The sequence below is a fragment of the Sulfitobacter sp. 1A12157 genome, assembly GCF_043557345.1.
Taxonomy (GTDB): domain Bacteria; phylum Pseudomonadota; class Alphaproteobacteria; order Rhodobacterales; family Rhodobacteraceae; genus Sulfitobacter.
Genome location: NZ_JBIFFV010000002.1, coordinates 371,564 through 385,155 on the forward strand (window position 1 = coordinate 371,564; position 13,592 = coordinate 385,155).

The window sequence follows — 13,592 nt, forward strand, 5'->3', positions numbered from 1 at the left end:
TATGACGCAAGCATGTGACTTTATCTTGTAGGCAGAATATGATTGTAAGCACCCAGGATTACAACGGCACCGGATCGCAGCCGCGGTTTGGGGTGCTTATCGGCTTCTTAATGGTCACAAGATCAGGACGACATATGAAACATCTACTCCCCCTTTCCGGTCTTTTGACCAGCCTTGCCGCCCTGCCCGCATTGGCACAGGACAGCCTGCGCATTGACGGGCTTGATGTCATCGGCAGACCTGTTGACGGCGAGACAGGCTTTCAACCCGCCGTTACCGAATTGGCGCGGGATATCCATGATTTGGATCACCTGATTCTGGTGATCATCACGGCAATCACCATCTTCGTGACCGGTCTGATCGTCTGGGTCATGGTCCGCTACAACAAAAAGCGGAACCCGAACCCCTCGTCCTTCACCCACCACACCCCGATCGAAATCGCTTGGACCATCGGGCCGATTCTCATTCTCGTGCTGATCGGTGCCTATTCGCTGCCGATCCTGTTCCGCCAGCAGGAAATCCCCGAAGCGGACATCACGATCAAGGCGATCGGCAACCAGTGGTACTGGACCTATGAATATGTCGACGAAGAGATCGCTTTTGACAGCTACATGATCGGCGCCCCGGCGACGCTGGGCGACGGCGATGAGGACGTGACCCCCTTCGTGCTGAATGACGCGATGGTCGCCAAGCTCGAAGAAGAAGGCTACAGCCGCGACGACTTCCTGCTGGCCACCGACACATCCGTCGTGATCCCCGTGGGCAAGACCATCGTCGTGCAGGTCACCGCCAGCGACGTGATCCATTCTTGGACCATCCCCGCCTTCGGCGTGAAACAGGATGGCGTGCCGGGCCGTCTGGCCGAACTGTGGTTCACTGCCGAGCAAGAGGGCGTCTACTTCGGCCAATGTTCCGAGCTTTGCGGTCAGGCCCATGCCTATATGCCGATCACCGTCAAAGTCGTCTCGGAAGAGGCTTATGCGGAATGGCTTGGCAACGCCAAGGCGGAATATGCTGGCATCGAACAGCCGCTGACCGTCGCCTCTAAGTAAGCAAGTGCCACGGGGCAGGGCGCAGGCCCGTGCCCCGTGTTTCCCCTTGGAAGGTTCGAAGGTTCGGGATGACTGACATCACCAATACGCCGACACGTGAATACGACGCGCAGCTGGGGGATTACTTCGCCCTGCTGAAGCCGCGCGTCATGTCGCTGGTCGTTTTTACGGCCTTCGTGGGTCTGTTGGCCGCGCCGGTTTCGGTCAACCCCGTCATCGGCTTTTGCGCGATCTTGTTCATCGCCATCGGCGGCGGGGCCTCGGGCGCGCTGAATATGTGGTGGGACGCCGATATCGATGCGGTGATGCGCCGCACGCGCGGGCGCCCGATCCCCTCGGGCCGGGTCCAACCCGGTGAGGCGCTGACGCTTGGCGTGGCGCTCTCGGGTCTGTCGGTGATGATGCTGGCGCTGGCGACCAACCTGCTGGCGGGGGGGATGCTGCTTTTCACCATCCTTTTCTACGCCGTTTTCTATACCATGTGGCTCAAGCGTCTGACACCGCAGAACATTGTCATCGGCGGTGCTGCGGGGGCCTTCCCGCCGGTGATCGGCTGGGTCGCCGCCACGGGCAGCTTCTCAGTCGAGGCCTGGCTGATGTTCGCGCTGATCTTCATGTGGACGCCGCCGCATTTCTGGGCGCTGGCGCTCTTCATGCGCTCGGATTACGACGACGCGAAGGTGCCGATGCTGACCGTGACCCATGGCCGCCCGGCCACGCGGCTGCATATCTTCGTCTACACCGTCCTTCTGGCCGCTCTGGCCATCGGCACGGCTTTCACGGCCATCGGCGGCATCTTCTATTTCGCCGTGGCGCTGGTGCTGAACGCGGCTTTCCTCTTGGGGGCCTACCGCATCTGGAAACGGGATGAGGTCATGGCCGAGGGTGACGATTATGCCGAAGAGCGCAAATTCTTCCGCCTGTCGCTGGCCTATCTCTTTTTGCACTTCGGGGCGATCCTGGGCGAAGCGGCCCTGCGCACCTTTGGCTTGGGGGGCTGGTAATGGGCATCCGACCCGAGCATGAACTGCACGACCGCCGCCGGGGCCGCAACATCGGCGTGGGCCTGATGCTGGGCGCCTTCGTGGTGCTGATCATGGCGCTGACCTATGTCAAGATCACCCAGACCGATTTCGAACTCCCCCCGGAGCAACGCGAGGTGACACAGTAATGGCGCTTTCCGGTCCTCAGAAAACAGTGATGCAAACCGTCGGCGTGGTGGTGCTCATGGGCGGCCTCGCCTGGGCGTCGGTGCCGTTTTACGACTGGTTCTGCCGCGTCACCGGCTTTGGCGGCACGCCGGGCCAAGTCTCTGCCGCCAGTGCCGATGTGCTGGATAAGACGGTCAAGGTGCGGTTCGACGGCTCGTTGAATGACGGCATGCCGTGGGAGTTCAAACCCGTGGTGCGCGAAATGGAAGTCCGCATCGGCGAGACCGGCTTGGCGTTCTATGAGGCGTACAACCCGACCGACCGACCCGTGGCGGGGCAGGCGAGCTATAACGTCACCCCCTATACCGCCGGCGCCTTCTTCGAGAAGATCGACTGCTTTTGCTTTACCGAACAGGTGCTGGCCCCGGGCGAGCGCGTGCAGATGCCGGTGAGCTTCTTCGTTGACCCGGAAATGGTCGAAGACCGTGATGGGAAGTTTGTACATACCATCACTCTGTCCTATACATTCTACGAAATTGACCTGCCCGAGGGCTATGCCGCCCTTGATCAGGACAGCGCCACAACAACCAATTAACGACCTGATTGAACAAAGGTGAGGGACCCGCAACCATGGCCCATGCAAAAAACCACGACTACCATATTCTCCCCCCCTCGACCTGGCCGCTGCTGGGGTCGGTAGGCGGATTTGTCATGCTGGCGGGCGCTGTCCTGTGGATGCACGGGATGACGCCCTTCGTCTTCTTGGGCGGTCTGGTCGCCACCCTCTACGTCATGTTCGGATGGTGGGCCGAAGTGGTCTCCGAAAGCGAAGTGGGCGATCACACCGGCGTGGTGCGGATCGGCCTGCGCTATGGTTTCATCCTCTTCATCATGTCCGAAGTGATGTTCTTCGTCGCGTGGTTCTGGTCCTTCTTCAAACAGGCCCTTTACCCGATGTATGAATATGTCGGCACGCAATACGTCCAGCCCGAGATTCACGCGGTCGACGCCTTTCACCTGCCGCTGATCAACACGCTGGTCCTGCTGCTGTCGGGCTGTGCCGTGACATGGGCGCACCACGCGCTGGTGCATGAGAACAACCGCAAAGACCTGATCTCGGGCCTGACCATCGCGGTGATCCTCGGCGTGCTCTTCACCGGGCTGCAGGCTTACGAATACTACGAACTGCTGGTCCACGACGATTGGACATTCGGCGGCGACATGTATTTCTCCAGCTTCTTCATGGCGACCGGCTTCCACGGTTTCCACGTGATCATCGGCACGATCTTCCTCTTCGTCTGCCTGCTGCGCGCCATGCGCGGCCACTTCACCCCCGAACGCCATGTCGGCTTCGAGGCGGCGGCGTGGTACTGGCACTTCGTCGACGTGGTCTGGCTGTTCCTCTTCTTCGCCGTCTACATGTGGGGCCAGCCCTAAACATAGGGCGGGGTTGCATCCGCGCCCCACACCCGTAAAACCCAAACGCGCGAAGCCCTCTTCGCGCGTTTGTCGTTTCAGCCAGAGAGATTCGAATGCGGCGCAGCCTGTTCTTCATCATCGTCGGCCTTGGCGGGGCCGCCATCCTTGTCGCGCTTGGGGTCTGGCAGGTGCAGCGGCTGGCGTGGAAAGAAGCGATCATCGCCGATATCAACAACCGCATCGCCGCCGCGCCCGTCGCCTTGCCCGCCGATCCTGACCCCGAAGCCGACGCCTATCTGCCCGTCACGGTCAGCGGAGAGATCGGGGAGGACGCGCTGCATGTGCTGGTCAGCCAAAAGCAGAAAGGCGCAGGCTACCGCGTCATCGCGCCCATGGCACTGGAGAGCGGGCGGCGCGTGCTCATCGACCTCGGCTTTACCGCCACGTCGAACAAAGACGCTATCGCCCCCGCAGGCGCCACCACCCTGACCGGCAACCTGCAATGGCCCCAGGAGGTCGACAGTTTCACCCCCGCGGCCGACATGGATCGCAACATCTGGTTCGCCCGCGATGTTGAACTCATGGCCGAAACCCTCGACACCGAACCGCTCTTGATCGTGATGCGCGAAGGCACCGGGCCGGACCCAAAGATCACCCCGCTGCCCGTGGACACCGCCCGCATCCCCAACGATCACTTGCAATATGCGATCACCTGGTTTTCCCTCGCCGCCATCTGGCTGGCGATGACCGTCCTTTTCCTGCGCCGCCGCCGCGCCCCTGCAACGCCGAAAGTCGACTGACACTATGCGCTATATCTCTACCCGTGGCTCCGCCCCCGTTCTGTCCTTCGAAGAGGCGATGCTGACCGGCCTCGCCCGTGACGGCGGCCTCTACGTCCCCGAAACGATCCCCGCGCTGAGCGCGGAACAGATCGCGGCCATGCAGGGCCAAAGCTACGAAGAGGTGGCCTTTACCGTCATGCGCCCCTTCATCGGTGACACTTTTACAGATGAAGAATTCCGCGCCATCATCGCCCGCGCCTATGAGGGTTTCGGACACACAGCTCGCGCGCCGATGGTGCAACTCGCGCCGAACCACTTCCTGCTGGAACTCTTCCACGGCCCGACTCTGGCGTTCAAAGACTTCGCCATGCAGTTGATCGGCCAGATGTTTCAGGCCGCTCTGGGTCGCAAGGGCGAGCGGGTGACCATCGTGGGCGCCACCTCGGGTGACACCGGCTCCGCCGCGATCGAAGCCTTCAAGGGGCTCGACAATGTCGATGTCTTCATCCTCTACCCCCATGGCCGGGTGTCGGATGTGCAGCGCCGCCAGATGACCACGCCCGCGGAATCCAATGTGCACGCGCTGGCCATCGACGGTGATTTCGACGATTGCCAAGCGCGCCTCAAGGACATGTTCAACGATTTCGACTTCCGCGATTCAGTGCGGCTGGCGGGCGTGAACTCGATCAACTGGGGCCGGGTGCTGGCGCAGGTGGTCTATTACTTCACCGCCGCCACCAGCCTTGGCGCGCCCCTGCGGGAGATCAGCTTCACCGTGCCCACGGGCAATTTCGGCGACATCTTCGCGGGCTATATCGCCAAGCGCATGGGCCTGCCCATCGCCGATCTCGTCGTCGCCACCAACCAGAACGACATCCTGCACCGCTGCCTCTCGGGCCAAGGCTATCACAAAGGGGGCGTGACCCCCTCGATCAGCCCCTCGATGGACATTCAAGTCTCCTCGAACTTCGAGCGTGCCCTCTTTGACGCCTATGATCGTGACGCCGGTGCCGTGGCGCAGCTGATGGACGAGCTGGGTCGAGGCGGGTTCGACGTCTCCCAAGGGGCGATGCAAGCGCTGCAAGACGTCTACCGCTCGGGCCGCGTCTCCGAAGAGGAAACCACTGCCACCATCGCCGACCGCCGTCGCACCACGGGCGAGTTGCTCTGCCCGCATTCCGCCGTTGGCGTGAAAGTCGCGGATGATCTGCGCGATCCGGCCACGCCGATGGTCACGCTGGCCACCGCCCATCCGGCAAAATTCCCCGACGCGGTCGAAGCCGCAACCGGCATCCGCCCCGCCTTGCCGCCCCGCATGGCGGACCTTTTCGACCGGGAAGAACGTTTCACCCGGCTGCCCAACGACCTCGACGCGCTCAAAGCGCATATCAAAGGAAACCTCTCCGCGTGAGCCTTCAACAGACCACATTGCCCAACGGCTTTCGCATCGTTACCGAACATATGGAGGGGCTTGCCTCCTCTGCCATCGGCGTCTGGGTCAACGCAGGCGCGCGGCATGAGACGCCGCAGCAAAATGGCATCGCGCATTTCCTCGAACATATGGCGTTCAAAGGCACCGCGACCCGTTCTTCGCTGCAAATCGCCGAGGCGATTGAGGATGTGGGCGGCTATATCAACGCCTATACCTCGCGCGAAGTGACGGCCTATTACGCGCGCGTGCTGGAAAACGACGTGGCGCTCGGCCTCGATGTGATCGCCGATATCCTGCGCAACCCGGTGCTGGACCCTTCGGAGGTTGAAGTCGAACGCGGCGTGATCCTGCAAGAGATCGGCCAAGCGCTCGACACGCCCGACGATGTGATTTTCGACTGGCTGCAAGAGCAGGCCTACCCGGATCAGCCCATCGGCCGCACGATCCTTGGGCCCGCCGAGCGGGTCTCGGCCTTCTCGCGCGACGATCTGCAGCTCTTCATCGCCGATCACTACGGGCCGGAACAGATGATCCTTTCGGCGGCCGGTGCGGTAGACCACGACAAAATCGTCAAACTTGCCGAAAGCCTCTTTGGCGATATGCCCGCCAAGACGCTCTACCAGATCGACAGCGCCCGTTTCGGCGGCGGTGAATATCGACAGGTCAAACAGCTGGAACAGGCCCATTTCGCGCTTGGCTTTGAGAGCCCGGGGTATCGCTCCGACGACATCTACATCGCCCAAATCTATGCCTCGGCCTTGGGCGGCGGGATGTCCTCGCGCCTGTTCCAAGAGATTCGTGAGAATCGCGGCCTTTGCTACACGATCTTCGCCCAAGCCGGTGCCTATGCCGACACGGGGATGACCACGATCTACGCCGGCGCCAGCGCCGAGCAATTGCCCGAACTGGCCAATATCACCATCGACGAGATGAAACGCGCGGCCTCAGACATGTCGCCTGCCGAAGTCGCCCGCGCCCGTGCGCAGATGAAGGCCGGGCTGCTCATGGGGCTGGAAAGCCCCTCGAACCGTGCCGAACGTCTGGCCCGGCTGATCCAGATCTGGGACCGCGTGCCGCCGCTCGAAGAAACCGTGGCCCAGATCGACGCCGTGACCACCGGCGACGTGCGCGATTTCGCCGAGCGCATGGCAACGCAGGCGCCGGCGGCGCTCGCGCTCTACGGCCCGGTCGAGGCCGCGCCGACGCTGGGCGACCTCCACAACAGACGCGCCGCGTGATGCTGGGGCGACGCAAACTGCGGATAGAGACGGAACGGCTGACCCTGCGTCCGCCGATCCATGCCGATTTTCGCGCCTGGGCCGCCCTGCGCCGCGCCAGCAACGACTACCTGCGCCCGTGGGAGCCGACATGGGCCGAGGATCACCTCACCCGCAAGGCTTTCACCAACCGCGTCTACTGGGCGCAGCGCTCGGTCTCCTCGGGCAACGCCATGCCGCTCTTCCTGATCCGGCGCAGCGATCAAAACCTCGTCGGCGCGATCACCCTTGACAACATCCGCCGCGGTCCTGCCCAATCCGGCACTTTGGGCTATTGGACGGGCGAACCCTTCGCCCGCCAAGGCTACATGCGCGAGGCGATCGAAGCGACGGTGCATCAGGCCTTCACCCGGCTCGACCTGTCGCGCATCGAAGCAGCCTGCCTGCCGGAAAACCAAGCCTCCCGCGGCCTGCTCGAAAAGGCGGGCTTCAAATACGAGGGCGTCGCGCAGAGCTATCTGCAAATCGATGGCCGCTGGCGGACCCATGTGCTCTACGCCTCCCTGCGTAAAGATCGGCGCGGCCGCACGGACGTAGGCTAAGCCGCAGCCCGAAACCTTTCGCTGACAACACAAGCATCGCCGGGGCATTTCGCCCCGCCTCACGCCTCGCATTCTCCCAGCCGTTCGGGCGCTTTGCCCTTGCATCCGCGCGCCCCGCGCAGGATCAAAGGCCCATGACATTGAACCCAGCCGACACCGCCTTCATCGACACCCTGCGCGCGCAATTGCCCGATGATGTGCTGCGCGACCCCGAGCAGCGCTACCTCGAAGAGCCGCGCGGCCGCTACGCAGGGCAGGGGGGCGTCTTGGCCCTGCCGCGTAGCACCGAAGAGGTCGCCACCCTGATCCGCGCCGCCCATGCCGCCCGCGTGCCGGTCGTGCCCTATGGCGGCGGCACAGGCCTTGTCGGCGGCCAGATCAGCAGCGATGGTCCAGCACCCCTGATCCTCTCCCTCGAACGCATGAGCCGCATCCGGGCTGTCCTGCGCGAAGAGAATGTATTGGTCGCCGAAGCGGGCACGATCCTCGCCGATGTCCAAACCGCCGCCGAAGAGGCAAACCGGCTCTTCCCCCTGTCCCTCGCCGCCGAAGGGACCGCGCGCATCGGCGGCACGCTTTCGACCAACGCAGGCGGCACCGGCGTGCTGCGCTACGGCAATGCGCGCGACCTCTGCCTTGGCCTCGAAGCCGTCCTGCCTGACGGCCAAATCTGGCACGGCCTCACCCGCCTACGCAAAAACAACACCGGCTACGATCTGCGCAACCTGCTGATCGGCGCGGAAGGCACGCTCGGCGTGATCACCGCCGCGGCCCTCAAACTCTACGCGCGCCCCGCCCGCAGCGGCACCGCGCTCATGGTGGTCGAGAGCCCGGCCGCGGCATTGGCGCTCCTCTCCCTTGCGCGCGACCACTTGGGCGAAATGATCAGCGCTTTCGAATTGATGCACCGAAGAGGTTTCGATTTCCTTAACGAAACCCTGCCCAACATCCGCCAACCCTTCGCCGAAACCCCGCAATGGTGCGTCCTGATCGACATCGGCACTCCCGGAGAGATCGACACCGACGCCGCCCTGGAGACGCTCTTCGCCGCCGCCCTCGACGCGGGCCTCGTCTACGACGGCCTCATCGCGCAAAACGCCCAGCAGGCCCAAGACTTCTGGACGATCCGCGAAACCATCCCCGAGGCCAACCGCTTGGTCGGCTCGGTCTCCAGCCACGACATCTCGGTGCCTCTCGGCGCGATCCCCGAATTCATCACCCGCGCCACCGATGCGCTCTCGGCTCTCAGCGACTTCCGCATCAACTGTTTCGGCCATGTCGGGGACGGTAACCTGCACTACAATGTCTTCCCCGCAAAGGGCAAAAGCCGCGCCGATTACGAAGGCCAACGCGACGCGGTGAAACGTCTGGTCCATGACCTCGTCCATGAGCTCGGCGGCTCGTTCAGCGCGGAACATGGCGTGGGCCGCATCAAGGTCGACGACCTCGAACGCTACGGCGACCCCGCCAAACTCACCGCCATGCGCGCCATCAAAACGGCGCTCGACCCCCAAGGCATCATGAACCCCGGCGCCGTCCTAAGGGCCTAAAGCCCGTCGAAAGCGCAGAGCGCATGCACCTCTTTGCCAAGCGCTTCCAAACGCTTGCGCCCGCCCAATTCAGGCAGATCGATGATAAAGGCGCAGGAGACGATCTCGCCGCCCAAACGTTCGATCAGCTTGATCCCGGCCTCCGCCGTGCCGCCGGTGGCCAAAAGGTCGTCCACAATCAAAACCTTCTCACCCGGTTTGATCGCATCGTCATGCAGCTCGACGATGGCCTCGCCATATTCAAGCTTATAGTCCTGACTGATCACTGTGCCGGGAAGTTTGCCCTTCTTGCGGATCGGCACGAAACCCACGCTCAGCTGATGCGCAATCGCGCCGCCCAGAATAAAGCCGCGCGCCTCCAGCCCCACGACCTTATCAATCGCAATCCCCGCATAGGGGTGCAGCATCTGGTCGATCGCCATGCGAAACCCGCGCGGATCGGCAAAAAGCGTTGTCACGTCACGAAACATGATCCCCTCATGGGGGAAATCTACGATCGTGCGAATATAGTCCTGAACCTGTTTCATGCCGCCCTTCCGTGTGTTTGACCGGACCCGTCTTAGCGCAACGCGCCGCCCGGGCGAACCCCCCATCTGCGCGCGCCGCACAACATCCAAAAAGGGGCGCCAAACCCCCTCCCTTCATCCTTTCTTAAATACCTTCCGCACTCCGCCAAGCAAAGCCGCCGCCTGCGGTCAAAGCATCCGCCTCGCCACCGCATCCAGCTTGGCCAGCAGTTCCGGATCGCGCGCATCCGGCTGGGTCAGGATCGCAAATTCCAGCGCCCGGTCACAGCCATGCGGGCAGGGCGCGCGCTCGGCCCCCAGAAGCGCGGGCAGGCGCGAGACCATGGCGCGGCCCTTGTCGGCGTTGCCCATCAGCGTGGCGATGATCTGGGTCACATCCACCTCGCCGTGCTCCGGATGCCAGCTGTCGTAATCGGTGATCATCGCGACGCTGGCATAGCAAAGTTCCGCCTCGCGGGCGAGTTTCGCCTCGGGCATATTGGTCATGCCGATCACATCCGCCCCCCAGCTGTCGCGGTACATCTTGGATTCAGCGAGCGTCGAGAATTGCGGCCCCTCCATCGCCAGATAGGTGCCGCCCCGGTGCACGTTGATGCCCGCGTCTCGTGCGGCGGTCTCGCAGGCGTCCCCCAAGCGCGGACAGGTGGGATGGGCGGCCGAGACATGGGCCACACAGCCGGGGCCGAAGAAGCTCTTTTCCCGGGCCATGGTGCGGTCGATGAATTGGTCGACGATCACGAAGTCGCCCGGGGCCATCTCCTCGCGGAACGACCCGCAGGCCGAGACGCTGATCACATCCGTGCAGCCAAGCCGTTTCAGCGCGTCGATATTCGCGCGGTAGGGGACGGAGGTCGGCGTATGCACATGCCCGCGGCCATGGCGCGGCAGAAAGACCATGGCGACCCCATCCAGCGTCCCGGTCAGCACCTGATCCGAGGGCGCGCCCCATGGGGTCTCCACCGTGACCCAATCGGCATCCTGAAGCCCGTCGATGTCGTAAATGCCGGAGCCGCCGATCACGGCGATTTTCGTATCTGTCATGAGGGGTAAGCCTGTGCTTTGGATGGTTGCCGGTAAGGGTCAAAGAACCTCATAGAATGCCCCGCGGATCAAGTGTTTTTGCCGGGAGGCGAAACACGACTGCGTCAGGGGAAGGGGGCGAGGGTGTTTCTGCCTTGCAGCAACTCCCATCGCCTCGCCGCCAAGACGCTTTTCTTTGCAGGGAAATTCCTCTAGGTGCAGCCAAAAGCGCCCCGCATCCGCGGGCACGACGCTATACCCGTTTTCCGAAAGTCAAAGGACGCCCCCATGCGCGCCACGCTGCACAATTTCGCCAAGAACCTCGATGTGACCGATCTGCGGTGGATGCCGGATGACGGTTTCTCTGTCGGGCGGCTGCGGATCGAACTGCTGTCGGGGCTGACCGTGGCGCTGGCGCTGGTGCCCGAGGCGGTGGCCTTTGCCTTCGTCGCCGGGGTGCACCCGTTGGTCGGCCTCTACGCCGCCTTTCTTGTGGGTCTCATCACCGCGCTGATCGGCGGGCGGCCCGGGATGATCTCGGGCGCCACGGGCGCTTTGGCTGTCGTCATGGTGGCTTTGGTTTCGCAACACGGGGTCGAATACCTCTTTGCCACCGTCGTGTTGATGGGGCTGTTGCAGATTTTCGCGGGCGTCATGCAATGGGGTAAGTTCATCCGGCTGGTGCCGCATCCGGTGATGCTGGGCTTTGTCAACGGTCTGGCGATCGTGATTTTCCTCGCCCAGATGAGCCAGTTCAAAGTGCCCGGCACCATGGTCGACACCGGCCATGGCGTGGGCGGTGGTGAATGGCTTTCGGGCCAGCCGCTTTACCTGATGCTGGCGCTGGTGGCGGCGACCATGGCGATCATCTGGATCACCCCGCGCATCACCAAAGTGATCCCCGCGCCGCTTGCGGGCATCGGCGTGATTGCCGCTTTGGTAATCGGTTTCGGCCTCGACGTGCCGCGGGTGGGCGATTTGGCGTCGATCCAAGGTGGCTTGCCAAGCTTGCATATCCCCATGGTGCCGCTGACTTGGGAGACTTTCGAGATCATCCTGCCTTACGCCGTCATCCTCGCCGCCATCGGCCTGATCGAAAGCCTGCTGACCCTGAACCTCGTTGGGGATCTCACCGGCAAGCGCGGCGGCGCGAGCCAAGAATGTATCGCCCAAGGTGTGGCCAATACGGTTACCGGTTTCTTCGGCGGCATGGGCGGCTGTGCGATGATCGGCCAGTCGATGATCAACGTGAAATCCGGCGGCCGCACCCGCGTCGCCGGGATCGCCGCGGCAGTGTTTTTGCTGCTCTTTATCCTCGTCGGCTCGCCGGTGATCGAGCTCATCCCGCTCGCCGCTCTCGTGGGCGTGATGTTCATGGTGGTGATTGGCACCTTTGCGTGGAACTCGCTCACCATCCTGCGCAAAGTGCCGCTGATGGATGCCTTCGTCATCATCCTCGTGACCGTGGTGACGGTGATGGAGGACCTCGCTGTGGCGGTTGTCGTCGGCGTGATCGTCTCGGCGCTGGCCTATGCGTGGAACAACGCGCGCCGCATCCACGCGACCACGCGCGAGTCGGTGACCGAGAAGGGCGCCAAGGTCTATGAAGTCCACGGGCCGCTGTTCTTCGGCTCCTCCGACGGCTTTGCCGAGCTTTTCGACGTGGAGAACGACCCGCAGGTGGTGATCGTCGATTTCGCCGACAGCCGTGTGGTGGACCAATCCGCGCTACAGGCGATCGAGGCGATGGCCGCGAAATACGAGGCTGCGGGCAAACGTCTACAACTGCGCCATCTCAGCCGGGATTGTCACCGTCTGCTGAACAAGGCGGGGCATCTGATGGTCGATAGCGATGACGACCCCGATTATGAATTGGCGGTTGATTACGATGTGCGCACCGGGGTTCTGGGCGGGCATTGAATGGAAAACCCGGCGCCAAAAGGTGCCGGGTTTTGTCTTTTGTTCGAGGTTACCACAGGCCCGGAATCAAGCCACAGGCGCCGGGCCATCGCCTGCCCGCCCGTCACGCCAAAGGCGTGCCGTATTATTCTGAGCGCACCTTCGGTGCGACCGGGTAGGCGATCTGGTGAGGCTGGGCGCGACATAGAGAACGCACATCACGGCTGAGCCATAAAGTGGCACGACCCTAGCGTTGCATCGCCGACCCGCGGGCAGGCGATGGCCCTCATCAATCATCCGGCCGCTTCAACTCGAACACATCCTGCACCACCGAATAATCCCGATACCCCAAACGCGACAGCGGCTGGAACCGGGTCACGTCGAACCGCCCATCGACCACGCAATCGTCGCGCATATGCACGCCCACGACCTCACCGAAAACCGCGAAGTTCGCCTCGCCCGGCAGTTGCACGATCTGGGTCAGCTTGCATTCAAGGCTCGCGGGCGCATTCGCCACCCGCGCGCAGGCGATCTGCTCGCATTCGGCCTTGTCTATCCCGGCACGGGCAAACTCGTCCTCGCCATGGGGCAGGGTGGCGGAACTCACGTTCATCACGTCACGCGCCGCATATTCCACCACGTTTACGCAGAACACCCCGGTCTCGCGGATATTGGCCACGGAATCCTTGGTGCCGTCTACATCTTCCTTGGCGCTGGTCGAGGCGAACATCACCTGCGGCGGCACATAGGCCACGGCATTGAAAAAGGAATAGGGCGCGAGGTTGTCTCGACCCGCGCCATCACGGGTGGAGATCCAGCCGATCGGGCGGGGGCTGATGATGGCATTGAAGGGGTTGTGCGGCAGACCATGGCCGTCTTCGGGACGATAGAACATGTACACTCCTTTGGTTTGCACCCATGGCTAGCCTCATGCTACGTCC

14 protein-coding genes are annotated in these 13,592 nt (G+C 62.9%); 11 read left to right on the forward strand and 3 right to left on the reverse strand.

What is annotated here, in order from left to right; genetic code table 11:
• Positions 1-134 precede the first annotated feature (134 nt).
• The 10 genes from coxB (at position 135) to ACGYLC_RS05790 (ending at position 9,205) form a co-directional block, all read left to right on the forward strand.
• Entirely contained in the window at positions 135-1,052 is a 918-nt protein-coding gene (gene coxB / locus ACGYLC_RS05745) for a cytochrome c oxidase subunit II (protein WP_394400378.1), read from the forward strand.
• A gap of 68 nt (positions 1,053-1,120) precedes the next feature.
• The gene (gene cyoE / locus ACGYLC_RS05750) at positions 1,121-2,056 is read left to right on the forward strand and encodes a heme o synthase (protein WP_394422108.1); all 936 of its coding nucleotides are present in this window, start codon (positions 1,121-1,123) and stop codon (positions 2,054-2,056) included.
• Positions 2,056-2,223 carry a cytochrome C oxidase assembly protein gene (locus ACGYLC_RS05755; protein ID WP_067267789.1) on the forward strand — a complete coding sequence of 56 codons (168 nt, stop codon included), beginning with the start codon at positions 2,056-2,058 and terminating at the stop codon, positions 2,221-2,223. Before cyoE ends, ACGYLC_RS05755 begins: the two co-directional genes overlap by 1 nt.
• Entirely contained in the window at positions 2,223-2,798 is a 576-nt protein-coding gene (locus ACGYLC_RS05760) for a cytochrome c oxidase assembly protein (protein WP_394400375.1), read from the forward strand. The genes ACGYLC_RS05755 and ACGYLC_RS05760 overlap by 1 nt, the downstream gene beginning before the upstream one ends.
• A 35-nt stretch (positions 2,799-2,833) precedes the next feature.
• Positions 2,834-3,640, forward strand: a complete 807-nt coding sequence (locus tag ACGYLC_RS05765; protein ID WP_394400373.1) for a cytochrome c oxidase subunit 3 — start codon at positions 2,834-2,836, stop codon at positions 3,638-3,640.
• 95 nt (positions 3,641-3,735) lie between these two features.
• Positions 3,736-4,422 (forward strand): SURF1 family protein, encoded by a 687-nt coding sequence (locus ACGYLC_RS05770; RefSeq protein WP_394422109.1) that lies wholly within the window; start codon positions 3,736-3,738, stop codon positions 4,420-4,422.
• A 4-nt stretch (positions 4,423-4,426) separates the two neighbouring features.
• Positions 4,427-5,815, forward strand: coding sequence for a threonine synthase (thrC, locus tag ACGYLC_RS05775; protein ID WP_394422110.1), 1,389 nt, complete (start codon positions 4,427-4,429; stop codon positions 5,813-5,815).
• Positions 5,812-7,074 carry a M16 family metallopeptidase gene (locus ACGYLC_RS05780; protein ID WP_394422111.1) on the forward strand — a complete coding sequence of 421 codons (1,263 nt, stop codon included), beginning with the start codon at positions 5,812-5,814 and terminating at the stop codon, positions 7,072-7,074. Before thrC ends, ACGYLC_RS05780 begins: the two co-directional genes overlap by 4 nt.
• Complete coding sequence (locus tag ACGYLC_RS05785; protein ID WP_067267819.1) at positions 7,071-7,655, forward strand: GNAT family N-acetyltransferase; 585 nt, start codon at positions 7,071-7,073, stop codon at positions 7,653-7,655. Before ACGYLC_RS05780 ends, ACGYLC_RS05785 begins: the two co-directional genes overlap by 4 nt.
• A 134-nt stretch (positions 7,656-7,789) precedes the next feature.
• Positions 7,790-9,205, forward strand: coding sequence for an FAD-binding oxidoreductase (locus ACGYLC_RS05790; protein WP_394422112.1), 1,416 nt, complete (start codon positions 7,790-7,792; stop codon positions 9,203-9,205).
• Here the strand turns inward: ACGYLC_RS05790 and ACGYLC_RS05795 are convergent.
• Together ACGYLC_RS05795 and ACGYLC_RS05800 are read right to left on the reverse strand one after the other, a co-directional pair.
• Positions 9,202-9,732 carry an adenine phosphoribosyltransferase gene (locus ACGYLC_RS05795; RefSeq protein WP_394422113.1) on the reverse strand — a complete coding sequence of 177 codons (531 nt, stop codon included), beginning with the start codon at positions 9,730-9,732 and terminating at the stop codon, positions 9,202-9,204. The genes ACGYLC_RS05790 and ACGYLC_RS05795 overlap by 4 nt on opposite strands.
• Positions 9,733-9,900: 168 nt before the next feature.
• Positions 9,901-10,773: an S-methyl-5'-thioadenosine phosphorylase gene (locus ACGYLC_RS05800; protein WP_394422114.1), complete on the reverse strand. Its 873-nt coding sequence runs from the start codon at positions 10,771-10,773 to the stop codon at positions 9,901-9,903.
• 267 nt (positions 10,774-11,040) lie between these two features.
• Between ACGYLC_RS05800 and ACGYLC_RS05805 the strand changes: the two genes are divergently transcribed.
• Positions 11,041-12,672 (forward strand): SulP family inorganic anion transporter, encoded by a 1,632-nt coding sequence (locus ACGYLC_RS05805; RefSeq protein WP_394422115.1) that lies wholly within the window; start codon positions 11,041-11,043, stop codon positions 12,670-12,672.
• A 268-nt stretch (positions 12,673-12,940) separates the two neighbouring features.
• On the opposite strand, the gene ACGYLC_RS05810 is transcribed toward ACGYLC_RS05805, so the two are convergent.
• Positions 12,941-13,546 (reverse strand): flavin reductase family protein, encoded by a 606-nt coding sequence (locus tag ACGYLC_RS05810; RefSeq protein ID WP_394422116.1) that lies wholly within the window; start codon positions 13,544-13,546, stop codon positions 12,941-12,943.
• Positions 13,547-13,592: the final 46 nt, after the last annotated feature.

Excerpts from the sequence above, each read along its gene's own strand:
- cyoE (WP_394422108.1), top strand. The coding sequence starts at position 1,121 with ATGACTGACATCACCAATACGCCGACACGTGAATACGACGCGCAGCTG.
- ACGYLC_RS05765 (WP_394400373.1), top strand. The coding sequence starts at position 2,834 with ATGGCCCATGCAAAAAACCACGACTACCATATTCTCCCCCCCTCGACC.
- ACGYLC_RS05795 (WP_394422113.1), bottom strand. The coding sequence starts at position 9,732 with ATGAAACAGGTTCAGGACTATATTCGCACGATCGTAGATTTCCCCCAT.
- ACGYLC_RS05805 (WP_394422115.1), top strand. The coding sequence starts at position 11,041 with ATGCGCGCCACGCTGCACAATTTCGCCAAGAACCTCGATGTGACCGAT.
- ACGYLC_RS05760 (WP_394400375.1), top strand. The coding sequence starts at position 2,223 with ATGGCGCTTTCCGGTCCTCAGAAAACAGTGATGCAAACCGTCGGCGTG.
- ACGYLC_RS05790 (WP_394422112.1), top strand. The coding sequence starts at position 7,790 with ATGACATTGAACCCAGCCGACACCGCCTTCATCGACACCCTGCGCGCG.
- ACGYLC_RS05810 (WP_394422116.1), bottom strand. The coding sequence starts at position 13,546 with ATGTTCTATCGTCCCGAAGACGGCCATGGTCTGCCGCACAACCCCTTC.
- ACGYLC_RS05755 (WP_067267789.1), top strand. The coding sequence starts at position 2,056 with ATGGGCATCCGACCCGAGCATGAACTGCACGACCGCCGCCGGGGCCGC.
- coxB (WP_394400378.1), top strand. The coding sequence starts at position 135 with ATGAAACATCTACTCCCCCTTTCCGGTCTTTTGACCAGCCTTGCCGCC.
- thrC (WP_394422110.1), top strand. The coding sequence starts at position 4,427 with ATGCGCTATATCTCTACCCGTGGCTCCGCCCCCGTTCTGTCCTTCGAA.
- ACGYLC_RS05800 (WP_394422114.1), bottom strand. The coding sequence starts at position 10,773 with ATGACAGATACGAAAATCGCCGTGATCGGCGGCTCCGGCATTTACGAC.
- ACGYLC_RS05770 (WP_394422109.1), top strand. The coding sequence starts at position 3,736 with ATGCGGCGCAGCCTGTTCTTCATCATCGTCGGCCTTGGCGGGGCCGCC.